This window comes from Marinomonas sp. S3726, from assembly GCF_000967665.1.
GTDB lineage: Bacteria > Pseudomonadota > Gammaproteobacteria > Pseudomonadales > Marinomonadaceae > Marinomonas.
The window spans coordinates 670,141-684,264 of sequence record NZ_JXYC01000004.1; the positions used below are offsets into that span (position 1 = coordinate 670,141).

The window sequence follows — 14,124 nt, forward strand, 5'->3', positions numbered from 1 at the left end:
ATGTTTAGTGAAGAAATAAATAAAGCAGAAGCGTTACGTTGGGCCATGGTCGGTGGCGGTCGTGGATCACAAATCGGTTATGCCCACAGGTCCGGTGCTAGCCGTGATGGTCACTTTAAATTGGTTGCGGGTGCTTTTGATATTGATGCGGATCGTTGCCGTGATTTCGGTATTAACTTGGGTCTGGATGCGGATCGTTGTTATGCAGATTATCAAGTCATGTTTGAGACAGAAGCCAAACGTGAAGATGGTATCCAAGCCGTGTCTATCGCAACGCCAAATGGCACTCACTACGCTATTTCTAAAGCGGCTTTGTTAGCGGGCTTACATGTGGTTTGTGAAAAACCCGTGACCTTTACTGTGGCAGAAGCGCAAGAGCTTAAAGAGATTGCGAGCCAGCATAGCCGCATCTTTGGCGTTATGTACGGCTATACGGGTTTCCAAATGATTCATCAAGCGAAAGAGATGATTCAACGTGGTGATCTAGGTGAGATTCGCGTTATCAACATGCAGTTCGCTCACGGCTTCCATGCTACCGAAGTGGAGAAAAATGACCCAGGTGCTAAATGGCGCATGAACCCAGAAGTTTCAGGCCCGACTTATGTTTTGGGTGATGTGGGCACGCATGCCTTTTACCTAGCCCAATTAATGGCGGGATTAACGGTCGACTCTTTGTGCTGTACCCGTCAAAGCTTTGTGAAATCTCGTGCGCCGCTAGAAGACAATGCTCATGTCATGATGCGCTTTACCAATGGTGCTGTGGGCACACTTTGGGCAAGTGGTGTGAATGCGGGTTCTATGCACCAGCAGAAGATACGTGTGATAGGTGAAAAGGCCAGTATCGAATGGTGGGATGAAAGACCAAACCAACTCAGCTATGAAATTCAAGGTGAACCTGCACGCGTATTAGAGCGTGGTATGGGCTATCTACATAATGATGATCTTGCGGTGAGCAGTAACCGTATTGGTGGGGGTCACCCTGAAGGCTTCTTTGAGTCTTGGGCCAATCTTTATAGCCGTTTTGGCATTGTCATGAAAGCCATGAACGCAGGTGATTTAGAGACAGTAAATAACACCTGGTACCCAGATATTGATGCGGGTATCGAAGGGGTTCAACTCTTAGAACGTTGTGTTGAATCAGCCGATGACAATGCTAAATGGGTTGATTTTGCATGATGGATTTTAACTTTCCTCAAGATAGGCCGATCGATGTGATTTGCCTAGGCCGTGCCGGCGTCGACCTCTATGCCAAGGAGGAGAATGCCGACTTTCTTGATGTCTCTGGCTTCGACAAACATGTGGGTGGTTCCCCAGCAAATATCGCTGTGGCCTTGGCTCGTTTAGGGGCAAAACCCGGTTTGATTTCTTGTGTTTCTGACGATGGTTTAGGTCGATATGTATGCGATTACCTAAACCGCGAAGGGGTGGATATTCGTGGGGTTGTGCTGGATGCCTCCGGCACACGTACCAGTTTGGCCATTACCGAAATGAAGGCAAAAGACTGTGAAGTGGTGATCTATCGTCATAATGCGGCGGACTTATCTCTTACCGCAGAGCAAGTAAGCCAGTCTTATATTGCCAGTGCCAAAGTCTTGTTAGTCACAGGGACGGCCTTGTCATCTAGCCCTTCTCGGGAAGCCTGTTTAGTGGCAATTCAATACGCTAAAGCCGCTGGCACAAAAGTGGTTTTAGATGTGGATTACCGAGCTTACTCTTGGGCGTCGCCAGAAGACTCAGCGACCTATTATCAGCTAGTGGCATCCATGTCAGACATAGTCATAGGTAACCGTGAAGAATTTGATGTAATGGAACATCTTGTCGACCAAGGCAATAAAGACGATGACAAGACAGCGAAACGCTACCTCACAGGATTAACTCAAGTGGTCATTATTAAGGCCGGTGAATTTGGTTCCAAGGTATACACACGAGACGGCGAGTACTTCGCACAAGGTATCTTCCCGGTTGAAGTGAAAAAGCCTTTTGGTGCGGGTGATTCTTTTGCCGGAGCACTTCTGTATTCACTGCTACAAGGTGACACCTTGGCAAATGGCGTGAAGCTGGGTTCGGCTGCCGCTGCGATCAATGTTTCTCGTAAAACCTGTACGGATGCCATGCCAACCAAACAAGAATTGTTGGACTTTATCGAACAAAGAAATGTTGCAGCCTAGCTGGCTCTATTAACCACAGTTCGGCTTAAAAAAGACTATAAAAAATTATAAACGAATACTCTGGAAGGATAAGAATTATGGGAAAGCATATTGCTGCTTATAACAATGAGAACAAACCGATTATAGATGTGAATGACGACACCACACCACTGATTTATTTCAATCAGGTGTTCTTAGAACAAGGTGAAAGTCACACTTATCAGTTAGATGAATATGAGACAGCTGTCGTGCTTGCTGGCGGTACTTGTAGCATCAAGGTTAATGATGAAGTGTTTGATAACATCGGCAAACGTAAAAATGTCTGGGACGGTAACCCTGCGGCGGTTTATGCGCCATTAGGTGCGACGGTTGTGATTACCTGTGTGTCTGAGAATGCCGACATCATGGTTGCTGGTGGTAAGTTTGAAGAAACCCTTGAGCCATTTGAAGTGAAACCAGAAGACAGCGACCAAGTGCAGTACGGCAGTGACGACACCAAAACACACCGTAAAATTAAGCATATTCTAGGGCAGAAAAATGCGGGTCAAAGAGGGCGTTTGCTAGTGAGCGAACTCTTTACTGTCGGCGCAGGCGGCTGGTCTGGTTTCCCTGCTCATAAACACGATACAGAGCGTCTACCAAAAGAAACTCGCTACGAAGAAGTGTATCAGTTCCGTTTTAATCCTGATCAAGGTTTTGGCGCCCAATTCTTATATGAGCACGAAGACGATATTGGCCCTGTTTACCATATTAAAAACCGCAGTGTGATTGCTATCGATAAGGGCTACCACCCTTGTGTTGCCGCGCCTGGTTATGAAATGTATTACTTCACTGTCATTGTGGGCGAACACTCTAAGTCTCTCATTCAACACTTTGATCCGCACCATGAATATCAGATACATACTATCCCTGGTATCAAGGACATGATCAGCAAATTCAAGTAATGGAGTAAAACATGCTAGTTAGCTTGAATGATATTTTGCCAGATGCTGCGAATGGGAGTTCTGCCATTCCTTGCTGCAATGTATTTGGATACGAAGAAGGCCGCGCCATTGTTGCTGCGGCCGAAACCTTAAAGCGCCCGGTCATTCTGGCGGCAAATAAGGACATGGTCGATTTTATGGGAGTGGAAGCACTGGCTAAAATGCTGCTTTCTCTTGCTCATAATAGCTCTGCCAAGGTGTGTGTACATTTGGATCACACTTATGAAGAAGAGATAGTGTACCAGGCCATTCACCATGGTTTTTCTTCTGTCATGTTTGATGGCTCTCAGCTTCCGCTAGAAGAGAATATTCGCCGTACCAAGCAAGTTGTACAGGTTGCGCATGCCATGGGGGTGAGTGTCGAAGGTGAGATAGGGTCGGTTGCCTATAACGAAGGTCGTGACCATATTAAATCTATCAGCACAGTACCAGAAGAAGCAGCGGCCTATGCCAGTGAGAGTGGCTTAGATGCCATGGCGGTTGCTGTGGGTAATGTTCACAGGTTAACCACACCTGACTCAGTAATTGATTACCCTAGGCTTGAAGAAATTGCCGGTTTAGTGGGCGACATTCCTCTGGTGATTCATGGCACTACAGGTATTAAAGAAGAAGATATTCTAAAGCTTAAACAAACCAGAGTGTCTAAATTTAATATAGGGACATCACTTCGTATGGCCACAGGTGAGAACCTGAGACGCCTGATGAATGAAGAGCCTAACAAGTTCGACAAGATGTACTTTATGCAAAAGGTCATGCCTTTTATACAGGCTGAAGCAGAGAGGATTATACGCCTCTTAGCTTAGGACTCGTGATTGATTTCCTCTTTTCCGTTCCGCGTTAGTTTTCAATGATTGAAAACCTTATTCATCATACTGCTTATCTGGCGCCAGATAGAAAGCAGATGAGACAGTATGATGAATAACTATTTTCGTTTTCCTTAGGGCTTTTTAGTCTTTGCCTATCCAATAAAGCGGCCATTTGGCATCTGCTTTAGCATTGTTGATCACAGCTGCCACACCCACCAAAACAATACTGCCTGATAAAACTGGTAATAATAGAAAATCAAAGCCTGCACTGCCTGCCATTAAAATGACCAAAGGGTTTGCCCCAGCGGGTGGATGTACTGCTCGGAAAAACTGCATGGCTGCAATGGCAGTTGCAACCGCGAATGCCATCACAATAGGACCTTGGCCAAAAAAGTAGAGAGCAATTAAGCCTACTAAAGCACTGATAAAGTGACCGCCTATGACATTTCTTGGTTGTGCAAAAGGTGCTGCGGCGGCGGTAAATAGAATGACGCAGGTTGCGCCAAAAGGCGCCATAAGCAGAGGGTAGCCAGACCAACTTGTAAGTAAGGCTAGGCTTAATATACCCACAAAACCACCGATAAAACCTGTCGCAATGGCCTTTGCATCTGGCTTTGGAACTAGCTTGCCACCCCCTGAGAATCTACCCATCTTTGCACCTCACTGTGTGTGCTTTGAATAAGCACACTAACAATTATTTTTAAGACCTGTATGCTATGGTACAGATCTGTACTATATAACTGTACAGATCTGTACCATTTTATCAAGACTTAAAAGAATTAGCTGAAAACCTGAGCAAACCCTAGGGAAAAACATGAGCACCAAACACGACATTTTAGATTGCGCTGAATCCTTATTTAATCAGCAAGGTTATACGGCTGTGGGGGTTGATTTGATTCGAGACACAGCGGGTGTTTCTAAAACGACGATTTACCGCCACTTTGGTGGTAAAGATGGCTTGATAGAAGCGGTACTAGAGAGGCGTCATCAACGTTTTGAAGAAGGTTTATTTGATAAGGTAAATGCGGCTAATAAAGCCATGGCAGAGGCTACACTGGATGCTAAAATGGCCAGCTACCGACGCTTATTAGCCATCTTAGATTGGCATTATGCTTGGTTTATGTCCGATCATTTTCAGGGTTGTATGTTCATGCACGCCCTGTCTGAGTTTAAACAAAATAATCGGAAAATCAGCCAGATAGCCTTAGATCATAAAGCTTGGTTAGGTCAGTTAATACAGGATGCCTTGGATGACAGCTTGGCAGATATCGAGGAAAAAGCAGAAATGCTACTCACCTTTATTGAAGGCCTGATTATACGGGCTGAATTCGCCCAAGATGAGATGACAAAACTAGTGGCAAAGCGCCCCCAACATGAGGCGCTTATCTTATCTTTATTGGTTTAATCAAGTTTAAGGCGCTGCTTGAGGTTTCTTGGCGCTAAATAGCCAAGTTGCCTACCTTTTTGAGACGTTTTAACTAATATACCGAGTTCAACTAATCTATCTAAATAACGTCTTGCTGCTGTGGCCGACACATTAAATTCAGTCTGCCATTCTTTCACTGTAAATTCACGGCCTGGGTCTTCAAAGGCCTTTTTTATGATAGTGATATGTTGGAACTTGAACTCATTAAAATAGGGAGACTTATGGATCTCAAGCCTCAACTTCTGAATTTCCTCTATTTTATTTTGAATATAGAGCGTAAAGCCTTCCAAAGATCGAATAATGATATTCATGTTAAAGTCGATAAAGTGCGTGAGATCAAATTCATCATTTTCTGACTTAATAAATGCTCTTGCGTACTTCTTCTTTGAGCTTTTTAGTAGTGCGGAAATGGAGATGTATTGGAAATTATCATAGCCACTTTTTAGCATAAACCAATAAAAGAGCGCCCTTGCGGTTCTGCCATTTCCATCTAGAAAGGGATGAATATAGCCAATCATGAAATGTAAAATAATGGCTTTTACAATGGGGTGAATGAAGTCATTATCTTGGTGCTCTTTATTGGCAAACTCACATAAGCTTTCCAACATTTTATTAATATGAGCGCTGTCTGGGGCGAAATGTATGGTTTCATTAAATTCACTTTCGGTGACAGTGATAGCTTCATCACGAATCATTCCAGGGGTATGTTCATTTTCACATACTTCAATTGTTGCTACTTGGTTGAAGGTTTGAATAAGCTCAATGGAAAGTGTTTCATTGATGACAGATTTTGAGTAGTTCATTAGGTGATAGTTATTCAATATCATCTGTTCAGAAAAGTTTCTAGGCTCTCTGTTTGTCGATAACATTTCTTTGGCGACGGGTCTTGTCGTTGCTGCACCTTCTAATTGAGCACTATTAATTGCTTCTTCCATAATTAAGCTTGCGGAAAGGAAGCCCTGCCGATTACCTTTTTCCAACTCTAGATGTTTGAGACTGGAGAGCATTTCAATTTTATGAATTTTTGCCATCAAGGAAGAAGGACTATATTCTACAAAGCGAACATCACCACTTTCATCGAATGCATAGATCTCTTCTATTTGCTCAAGGTTCCTTTTAAATTTTAATAGAAACCAAGCAGGCTGTAGATGTTCTTTTAGATGTTTGTTTCTAGGAATAAACTCATCCCAAGATAAATAGTTTCCTTTTGAATCAAAACCATATTTCTTTGGTGAGATCTCTCCCCAAAGTTGGCCTGGCAATGAAGAAAGCTCTTCTTCCCTTCTCTTGGGAGGGATTTCAACGCCAAAGACTTTTTTCTTCATATTAGCTAAACCAACTTTTTAAAAATGTTTGTTTAGCTATATTAGGTTGCTAGCATTGGACATGCAATGAAAGTTTTGGCTTGATAGAAAAATGCCTTGAAATAACTGGATTTAAGGCAAATTAAGGCTCTTTGTTGTGTTAGGAGTTGCTTAATCAAACTGATAAAGGCGCTTTGGGTTATCCACTAAAATTTGCTTGCGTAGGTTTTCATCAGGTACCCATTGAGTGAGTTCGTTTAACAAATCTGTGGTGTTTGGCATGGCTTTATCAAAGTGAGGATGAGGCCAATCTGAACCCCAAACACATTGCTTGGTATTGGCATTAACCAGTGCTTGGGCAAAAGGGGTCACATCGCTAAAAGGAGTGCAGGCTTGGGTGCTGGTACGATAAGCGCCTGAGAGTTTAACCCAAACTCGGCCTTCTTCTAATAGGCTTAATAAGTCTTGAAAAGCAGGGTGACCTAGACCCAAACTTGTGTCCATATGCCCCATGTGATCTATCACCACAGGCACGGGAAGTTGGCGTATCTTGTCGGCGAAACCATCGAAATTCGCGATATCAATTAAGAACTGTAGATGCCAGTTGCGCTTGGCTAGACGCTCGGCTAAATGGCACACATCGTCCCATGCTATTCCGCCCTTAAAGAGTAGATTCATGCGCACACCCACATGGCCAGATAAGGCAAGTTCGTCTAACGCCTCATCACTGATATTGGCATCGACAACGGCAATGCCTTTGTAGTCTTCACCTAGCTTACGTAAGTAATTCAGTGTGTCGGTTTGTAGGCTGTTATCTGTGCCATACACACTAGGTTGTACTAATACACCATGGCTAATGGATAATTGCTTATGCATGTGTAAGTAAGCGCCTACTGGCGCATCAGGCGGTGTATAACTTCTGTTTTCTGTGTAGTCGTATTTATCTAGTGGACCAAAGACATGGGCGTGACAATCAATAGAACCCAGAGGTAGGCCAAAATCTGGTTTGGTAATAAAAGGATCAGGGGCATCACATAAAGGCGGTGTGAATGGAGTATTTTGATTGTCAGTCTCTTTCATTTTAACGATCACCTTGAAGGTTATGCTTAAGGCCATTTTAGGCTTAATGTGGCGGTAAGCATCTAATAAAAAAACAGGGCCTTTTTCTGAGAGCATTAAGCCAACAGAAAGAGACCCTTAAAAAGCAAGAGGATGTGATGAGCGCTTATTGCTGCTCAGCAATCCAGTTAGCTATGTGAGTTGAGAACTCAATGAATCTTTCGTCTTCATCAAGCATCCACTCAGTGTGTCCGCCATTCGCTAGCAAGAACAAAGATTTAGGGCCTGGGTAAGCCGCATAAAGTGATTTTGCTTCTGTCACTGGGTGCAGGTCGTTTTCAGCACCATGGGCGATCAATAATGGAATGTTTGAGAAACGCTCGTCTAGGTTAGCTTCTGGGTTAAAGCTAATCAGAGAGTCAGCGAAATCAAAATCAGATGTCACACCATAGCCAGGTGCTTTAACAAGTTCTGTGAACACGTATTCACGACTTACTGGATCAAGCGGGTAAATCTCAAAAGGATCGATGCCTTTCTTCTCGCCACCTTTCGCTAGGCGTAGACGTTCTTCGGCCATGAAGGCTTTGAATGCTTTCCAACCGTGCTCGCCACGTAGGGCTTTCTGTACACGTACTGAATTGAAAAAGCCGTTCATTGAAACTAGGCCGTCAATTTGACCTTCACAGATACGTAGCGCATCTAGAATTAGGCCGCCAGCCATACCCCAACCCGCAACAAAAACCTTACGATTTTCAGCTTGGGCACGTTCAGAAACGATAGCAACGGCATTGGCTATATCACGAACTTGTTCTTCTAAAATAACGCGCTCACGTTCGCCTTGTGAATCGCCAAAACCACGATAATCAAAACCGAAAACAGTGAAGCCTTTTTTAGTCCAAGCACGGGCATAACGCTCTGGGTGGATGTTTTTTTGGCCAGTAAAGCCAGAGCAAACGATAACAATTGGCAGTGCTGGATTGTTATTTGATTCGTCAGTAAAGAAGGCGCCATCTAGGACAAGACCATCGCTGTGAAAAGAAACTTTTTGTTCGATCATGAAGTAAAACTCCCAAGTTTTAAATAGTGTAAATAAGGACAGATAGAGCCTTCACTAACAGGTAAAAAGAAGCGAATGCAGCCAGACTGTGATTAGTATGATGGCGAAAAAAACTTGCAATAAATGAAAATAATGCGACATTATTGGTGATAAATACGACTTATTGTCTGTGTTTTTACTTTGATTAAGTTTTTTTGAATTGATTATTCACGGGTGAATTTATGCTAGAGAAAAGCAGTAAAAGTATTGAGCATTTTGGCTTTTTTTTAGTGCCAGATTTTTCCATGATATCCCTCGCTGCTGTGGTCGATCCACTGCGTATGGCAAACCGAATTAGTGGACAAACACTCTATTCTTGGGACTTTTATTGCCATCAAAACGAAACGGTTTTTGCCAGTAATGGTTTGCCCGTCGCACCCACACGACAGCAAGATGATGTGACTGACTTAGACACACTTTTTGTGGTCGCAGGCATAGGCGCTCAAGAAGCAAATGATGCGGCTTTGTTTAGTTGGTTAAGAGGCTTAAAACGCCAAAAAGTGAATTTAGGCTCGACTTCTACAGGCAGTCTTTTGCTTGCTCAAGCAGGGATTCTTAAACAACAAAAATGCACCATACATTGGGAGAATAAAGAAAGCCTTTCTGAGCAGTTTCCTGATTTGCAGGTAACAGGTGAACTTTATGAAATAGACCGAGATGTGATGACCTGTTCTGGCGGATTAGCTGGGCTAGATTTGATGCTACAGTTGATTGCTTTAAAGCATGGGGAAACACTGGCAAAAGATGTGGCTGAGCAATGTATTCACCCAGCGATTCGACCTGCTTATGAAAAACAAAGAATGGACTTACAGTTACGCCACCATGCCCATCATCCAAGATTGTTAAAAGCCTTAGAGCTGATGCGAAGTAATATTGAAGAGGTGCTGACATGCCAAGAAATTGGCGACTTAGTTGGTTTGTCTGTGCGCCAGATGGAACGCTTATTTAAAACTTTTTTATCTAGCACGCCCGCCAACCATTATTTGCAATTACGTTTAGAGCGAGCTCACCATTTGGTGCTGCAATCAAATTTATCCATGTTACAAATTAGCACCGCCTGTGGTTTTAGCTCCACGTCTTACTTTTCACGCTGTTATCGCAAACAGTTCAATTGCACCCCAAGAGAAGAGCGGCTCAGTTTAAGCCAAGGAACCTTCTAATAAGGAATAGGTCTCATTTTCAACGCTTGGCATGATTAATCCGCTCAGCGTTATTCATAATGTTTCTAATGAGACTATGATTAATAAAAGAGGGGAGATTAAATGCAAAACGATAAACGTCATACGATAAAGTTATTGGGTGCAGGTGTTTTTGTTTCAGCCTTTGGTGGCACTTTATCCGGTTGCTTATCCGGCAACTTAGGCGCCTCTTCCTCTTATCCTCCTCAATCCCTTAATGAACCTAAAATCATTAAAAGCAGAAACTGGCTATCGGGGAAAACGTCTTTAATCACGGCAAACTACCCTAGCGATAGTATTTTCGAACAAGATGCTGCCTGTCAGGTATCTTTGTTTCCACGTAATACCGAAGGGCCGTGTTATTTCTCTACCACTACAGGGGAAGATATCTCCACAGGTCTAAGCGGGTTACCCATGATGTATTGTTTTCAAATCATAGACCAAGACTGCAACCCTGTATCCGGCTATGAGGTTGAAATATGGCATTGCGATAATCGAGGCATTTATTCGGCTGATACCTCAAATAGCTTAGATAGTCGTCGTTTCTCAGCGGGCTTTTGTTCGAATGGTGATGTGGCAGCAGCAAAAAGTACCTGGTATCGAGGTGTGCTGACAACAAATGCAATGGGGCGAGTTAACTTTAAATCGACTTTCCCCGGTTGGTACCCAGGTCGCACGGCCCATGTTCATTTCAAGGTTAAAAAAGGGAATAAAACCTCTGTTACCTCACAGTTATGCTTTACGGATCAGCTCTGCCAAGAGATATATAACCAAGAAGAGCACTATAAAAGCAGAGGTAGCCAAGATACGAGCATACGTACGGATGGCTTCTTTGCGGATGCAGAAACCTTCCGTTTTGGTATGAAACAAAATGCTGATGGCAGTTTATTAGCCTTTAAACAAATACAAATCTCTGCTTAATCCTGACGGCTATTTTTAAGGTGCTTAAGTGCTGCTTGTAAAGGGTGAAGCAGGGCTTTTTGATCAAAACGCTTCACCTGACTACGACAAGAATAGCCTGTTGCCACAATACGATCTTGCAAGGTTTCATCATTTATCTTGTCTTTCCAAGACAGCTCATAAATATCTTTTGAAGTTTGCAGGTTTGCTGTTTCATGGCCATAGGTTCCTGCCATGCCACAACAGCCCACATTCTCAACTTTTAAGTCTAAACCCAACAAAGAGAAAACCTTTACCCAATCTTGAATAGAGGCTGCGGCATTGGTTTTTTCCGTACAGTGAGCCAACAAGTGATAGCTTTCATCTTCAAGCGCAAAAGATCCTTTTAGTTGAGAAGAGCTAAGATTAAGGGAAGAAAGGTGCTCACTTTGTTCTGCTAACCATTCTTGTAGCAAGTTCACGGTTGGGATTTCGCGTTTATCGCCAATGACTTTTGGATATTCTGAGCGGAAGCTTAAGGTCATGGATGGATCGACCCCCACAAATGGAATCTTATAAGCCGCTAACTCTTCTAACATGTCTAGATTTTTATTCGCTGCTTTCTCAAACGCCTTGAAGAAACCGTGTACATGAAGAGGCTTACCGTTAGGCTTATAAGGCGCTAAGAAGGCCTGGAAGCCTAAACGTGTCAGTAGCTCCATGGTGTCCAATACCAGTTGGGTTTCAAAGTAACTGGTAAAAGCATCTTGCACTATGATGACAGCCTTTCCTTTTTCACCGGAGTGGCTTTTATCTAGGCCAATCGACTTGAGATTGTTAGGCGTTGCGAAGCGAATACCACGCTTATTTATTTCTTTCTTGATGTTGAGTTTAGAAAGCGTTGGACTATCTGTGATGCCTAGATAGTTAGCGCTCAAGCGGTTGATCCAAGCTTGCTCCATCATCCAATTATAAGGCTGAGGGAATTTAGCTAAAGTCGGCATAATGTATTCCATTGAGCCCACCACATAATCTTTTACAGGACGCAAATAGCGTGAGTAATAGATCTCTAGGAACTTGGCTCTAAACTCTGGCACATCGACTTTAATTGGGCATTGGCCTACGCAAGATTTACAAGCAAGGCAGCCCATCATGGAATCATGCACTTCGTTGGAGAAGTCATAGTCACCGCGACGCTTTTTCAAGGTGTTGTTCAGGCGTGGGAAGAAACTAGTGATGAAACTCACTAGATAACCAGAGTCTTTTATCTTGTCGCTGATGGCTTGAGTATCTACCCCTTGCTCACTCATACCACGTAGCCATTCACGCATTAAAGAAGCACGGCCTTTTGGTGAGTGAATACGCTCGCGTGTCCCTTTGTAAGAAGGGCACATGGCATCGTTAGGGTCAAAATTATAACAAGCGCCATTACCATTACAGTACATGCCGGCTTGAAATTGATCACGGTTTATCAGTGGGATCTGACGATCAAACTGGCCCCTCATCGGCACTTCATCAATTTTAAGAAGCTCAGCTCCTTTTTCGGTGCCCTTTGCTTTAGCTAGCTCAAATGGGGTGGCGATTTTGCCTGGGTTTAACTGGTTATGTGGATCAAACGCGCCTTTTACCTGCTGAATCACAGGGTAAAGTTCACCAAAGAATTCGGTCGCGTATTCAGAGCGCACCCCTTTGCCGTGTTCACCCCATAAAAGGCCGTCATATTTTTGGGTGAGGGCAACCACTTTATCTGTGATGTCACGAATCAGGCCTTCGTTCTTTTCATCCTTCATATCGATAGCTGGGCGTACATGTAAAACCCCGGCATCCACATGACCAAACATGCCATAGCTTAAGTCATGGGCATCGAGTACGGCACGAAATTCCATGATGAAGTCAGCTAGGTTTTCAGGCGGTACCGCCGTATCTTCAACAAAAGGAATAGGGCGGCCTTCGCCTTTGGCATTACCCAAAAGACCAACCGATTTTTTACGCATGGCCCAGATCTTTTTCACATTCTCATGACCTTGGGCCAAGGTGTAACCCAGTATCTTGCTATTAGGTTTAGCAAGCGCCGCATCTAATAAATCTGTCAGAACTTTAATTCGATTGTCTACTTCAGTTTGGTCGTTACCTGTGTACTCAACTAAGTTCACACCCTGAAGCTCTTTACCCGCATTATCTCCACTTTCATCAGGGAAGAAATCAGCGACTGAGTGCCAAATGATGTCGTCTTTGGCAAGGCCAAGTACGCGAGAATCCACGGTTTCAATTGAAGTGGGCGCTGCATTTAATAGCTCTTTGGCGTGGCGTAACGAACCCTCAAAACTGTCATAACGAATGTTGACTAAGGTGGCGAAGGTTGGGATTTTAAGCAGGTTAACTTTGGCTTCTACAATAAAACCTAAGGTGCCTTCTGAGCCACAAAGTACCGAGTTTAAGTTGAAGGCTTTATGATCATCACGTATGTGAGCTAAATCATAACCCGTAAGGCAACGGTTTAATTCAGGGAAAATCTCATCTATTTTTGCTTGGTTCTGGTTAAAGGCATCATCAACCACACGATGTATATGGCCCGCATAATCTTCACGTTGCTTTTCTTCCGCTAGCTTTTCATCAGAAATAGGACCAGAACTAAGAAGCGTGCCATCAAGTAATACCGTATTTAAAGAAAGTACGTGATCACGGGTTTTACCGTACATGACAGAGCCTTGACCACTGGCATCGGTATTTATCATACCTCCTATGGTCGCACGGTTGCTGGTGGAGAGTTCTGGGGCAAAGAAAAGCCCGTGTTCTTTTACCGCTGCATTTAACTGATCTTTTACGACACCGGTTTGGACTCTGGCCCAGCCTTCTTCGGCGTTAATTTCAAGCACCTGATTCATGTGCTTAGATAAATCGACAATCAAACCATCGGTTAATGACTGACCGTTAGTGCCCGTACCGCCGCCTCTCGGGCTCAGTACAATGGATTGAAATTCTTCAAGGTGGGCAAGGCGAGTCAGTAATTGAATATCAGCCACAGACTTGGGATAAATAACCCCTTGTGGCAAGACTTGATAAATAGAGTTGTCCGTAGATAGCACCACACGGTTGGCATAGTCAGGGTTAGTATCACCACTAAAGCCATCAGCCCTTAGGCGTTCTATAAACTTAAGGTAAAGAGACTGGGTAGGACTAAAAAATGATGATTGCTCTGACAGCTTAGGGATCATGTTCGGCTCGACATTTAAGAGAAAAGATTAA

At 43.6% G+C, this 14,124-nt stretch carries 12 protein-coding genes; 7 read left to right on the top strand and 5 right to left on the bottom strand.

Features of this window, described 5'->3' with window-relative positions; translation table 11 throughout:
* From TW85_RS04220 to TW85_RS04235, 4 genes are all read left to right on the top strand, one after another.
* Positions 1 to 1,176 carry a Gfo/Idh/MocA family oxidoreductase gene (locus tag TW85_RS04220; RefSeq protein ID WP_046015790.1) on the top strand — a complete coding sequence of 392 codons (1,176 nt, stop codon included), beginning with the start codon at positions 1 to 3 and terminating at the stop codon, positions 1,174 to 1,176.
* Positions 1,173 to 2,168: a 5-dehydro-2-deoxygluconokinase gene (gene iolC / locus TW85_RS04225; RefSeq protein WP_046015791.1), complete on the top strand. Its 996-nt coding sequence runs from the start codon at positions 1,173 to 1,175 to the stop codon at positions 2,166 to 2,168. Before TW85_RS04220 ends, iolC begins: the two co-directional genes overlap by 4 nt.
* 77 nt (positions 2,169 to 2,245) lie before the next feature.
* Entirely contained in the window at positions 2,246 to 3,091 is an 846-nt protein-coding gene (locus TW85_RS04230; RefSeq protein WP_046015792.1) for a 5-deoxy-glucuronate isomerase, read from the top strand.
* Positions 3,092 to 3,102: 11 nt separating this feature from the next.
* On the top strand, positions 3,103 to 3,933 hold the full coding sequence (locus TW85_RS04235; RefSeq protein WP_046015793.1) for a class II fructose-bisphosphate aldolase: 831 nt from the start codon (positions 3,103 to 3,105) through the stop codon (positions 3,931 to 3,933).
* Positions 3,934 to 4,077: 144 nt separating this feature from the next.
* Here TW85_RS04235 and TW85_RS04240 read toward each other — a convergent pair whose 3' ends face one another.
* Positions 4,078 to 4,587, bottom strand: coding sequence for an HPP family protein (locus TW85_RS04240; RefSeq protein ID WP_046015794.1), 510 nt, complete (start codon positions 4,585 to 4,587; stop codon positions 4,078 to 4,080).
* A 163-nt stretch (positions 4,588 to 4,750) separates the two neighbouring features.
* On the opposite strand from TW85_RS04240, the gene TW85_RS04245 reads away from it, so the two are divergent.
* The gene (locus TW85_RS04245) at positions 4,751 to 5,341 is read left to right on the top strand and encodes a TetR/AcrR family transcriptional regulator (RefSeq protein WP_046015795.1); all 591 of its coding nucleotides are present in this window, start codon (positions 4,751 to 4,753) and stop codon (positions 5,339 to 5,341) included.
* On the opposite strand, the gene TW85_RS04250 is transcribed toward TW85_RS04245, so the two are convergent.
* The 3 genes from TW85_RS04250 to TW85_RS04260 all read right to left on the bottom strand — a co-directional run bounded on the left by TW85_RS04250 (position 5,338) and on the right by TW85_RS04260 (position 8,782).
* Entirely contained in the window at positions 5,338 to 6,687 is a 1,350-nt protein-coding gene (locus TW85_RS04250) for a Fic family protein (RefSeq protein ID WP_046015796.1), read from the bottom strand. The genes TW85_RS04245 and TW85_RS04250 overlap by 4 nt on opposite strands.
* 150 nt (positions 6,688 to 6,837) lie before the next feature.
* Complete coding sequence (locus tag TW85_RS04255; RefSeq protein ID WP_046015926.1) at positions 6,838 to 7,746, bottom strand: amidohydrolase family protein; 909 nt, start codon at positions 7,744 to 7,746, stop codon at positions 6,838 to 6,840.
* Positions 7,747 to 7,891: 145 nt separating this feature from the next.
* A complete protein-coding gene (locus TW85_RS04260; protein ID WP_046015797.1) occupies positions 7,892 to 8,782 on the bottom strand; it encodes an alpha/beta hydrolase in 891 nt (296 codons plus the stop codon).
* 221 nt (positions 8,783 to 9,003) lie between these two features.
* Here TW85_RS04260 and TW85_RS04265 point away from each other — a divergent pair, with 221 nt between their 5' ends.
* A complete protein-coding gene (locus TW85_RS04265) occupies positions 9,004 to 9,981 on the top strand; it encodes a GlxA family transcriptional regulator (protein ID WP_046015798.1) in 978 nt (325 codons plus the stop codon).
* 102 nt (positions 9,982 to 10,083) lie between these two features.
* Positions 10,084 to 10,920 carry a hypothetical protein gene (locus TW85_RS04270; RefSeq protein WP_046015799.1) on the top strand — a complete coding sequence of 279 codons (837 nt, stop codon included), beginning with the start codon at positions 10,084 to 10,086 and terminating at the stop codon, positions 10,918 to 10,920.
* Here TW85_RS04270 and TW85_RS04275 read toward each other — a convergent pair.
* Positions 10,917 to 14,093 (bottom strand): FAD-binding and (Fe-S)-binding domain-containing protein, encoded by a 3,177-nt coding sequence (locus TW85_RS04275; RefSeq protein WP_046015800.1) that lies wholly within the window; start codon positions 14,091 to 14,093, stop codon positions 10,917 to 10,919. The genes TW85_RS04270 and TW85_RS04275 overlap by 4 nt on opposite strands.
* Between the last annotated feature and the right edge of the window lie 31 nt (positions 14,094 to 14,124).

Excerpts from the sequence above, each read along its gene's own strand:
- TW85_RS04255 (WP_046015926.1), bottom strand. The coding sequence starts at position 7,746 with ATGAAAGAGACTGACAATCAAAATACTCCATTCACACCGCCTTTATGT.
- TW85_RS04270 (WP_046015799.1), top strand. The coding sequence starts at position 10,084 with ATGCAAAACGATAAACGTCATACGATAAAGTTATTGGGTGCAGGTGTT.
- iolC (WP_046015791.1), top strand. The coding sequence starts at position 1,173 with ATGATGGATTTTAACTTTCCTCAAGATAGGCCGATCGATGTGATTTGC.
- TW85_RS04250 (WP_046015796.1), bottom strand. The coding sequence starts at position 6,687 with ATGAAGAAAAAAGTCTTTGGCGTTGAAATCCCTCCCAAGAGAAGGGAA.
- TW85_RS04260 (WP_046015797.1), bottom strand. The coding sequence starts at position 8,782 with ATGATCGAACAAAAAGTTTCTTTTCACAGCGATGGTCTTGTCCTAGAT.
- TW85_RS04240 (WP_046015794.1), bottom strand. The coding sequence starts at position 4,587 with ATGGGTAGATTCTCAGGGGGTGGCAAGCTAGTTCCAAAGCCAGATGCA.
- TW85_RS04220 (WP_046015790.1), top strand. The coding sequence starts at position 1 with ATGTTTAGTGAAGAAATAAATAAAGCAGAAGCGTTACGTTGGGCCATG.
- TW85_RS04275 (WP_046015800.1), bottom strand. The coding sequence starts at position 14,093 with ATGATCCCTAAGCTGTCAGAGCAATCATCATTTTTTAGTCCTACCCAG.
- TW85_RS04265 (WP_046015798.1), top strand. The coding sequence starts at position 9,004 with ATGCTAGAGAAAAGCAGTAAAAGTATTGAGCATTTTGGCTTTTTTTTA.
- TW85_RS04235 (WP_046015793.1), top strand. The coding sequence starts at position 3,103 with ATGCTAGTTAGCTTGAATGATATTTTGCCAGATGCTGCGAATGGGAGT.
- TW85_RS04230 (WP_046015792.1), top strand. The coding sequence starts at position 2,246 with ATGGGAAAGCATATTGCTGCTTATAACAATGAGAACAAACCGATTATA.
- TW85_RS04245 (WP_046015795.1), top strand. The coding sequence starts at position 4,751 with ATGAGCACCAAACACGACATTTTAGATTGCGCTGAATCCTTATTTAAT.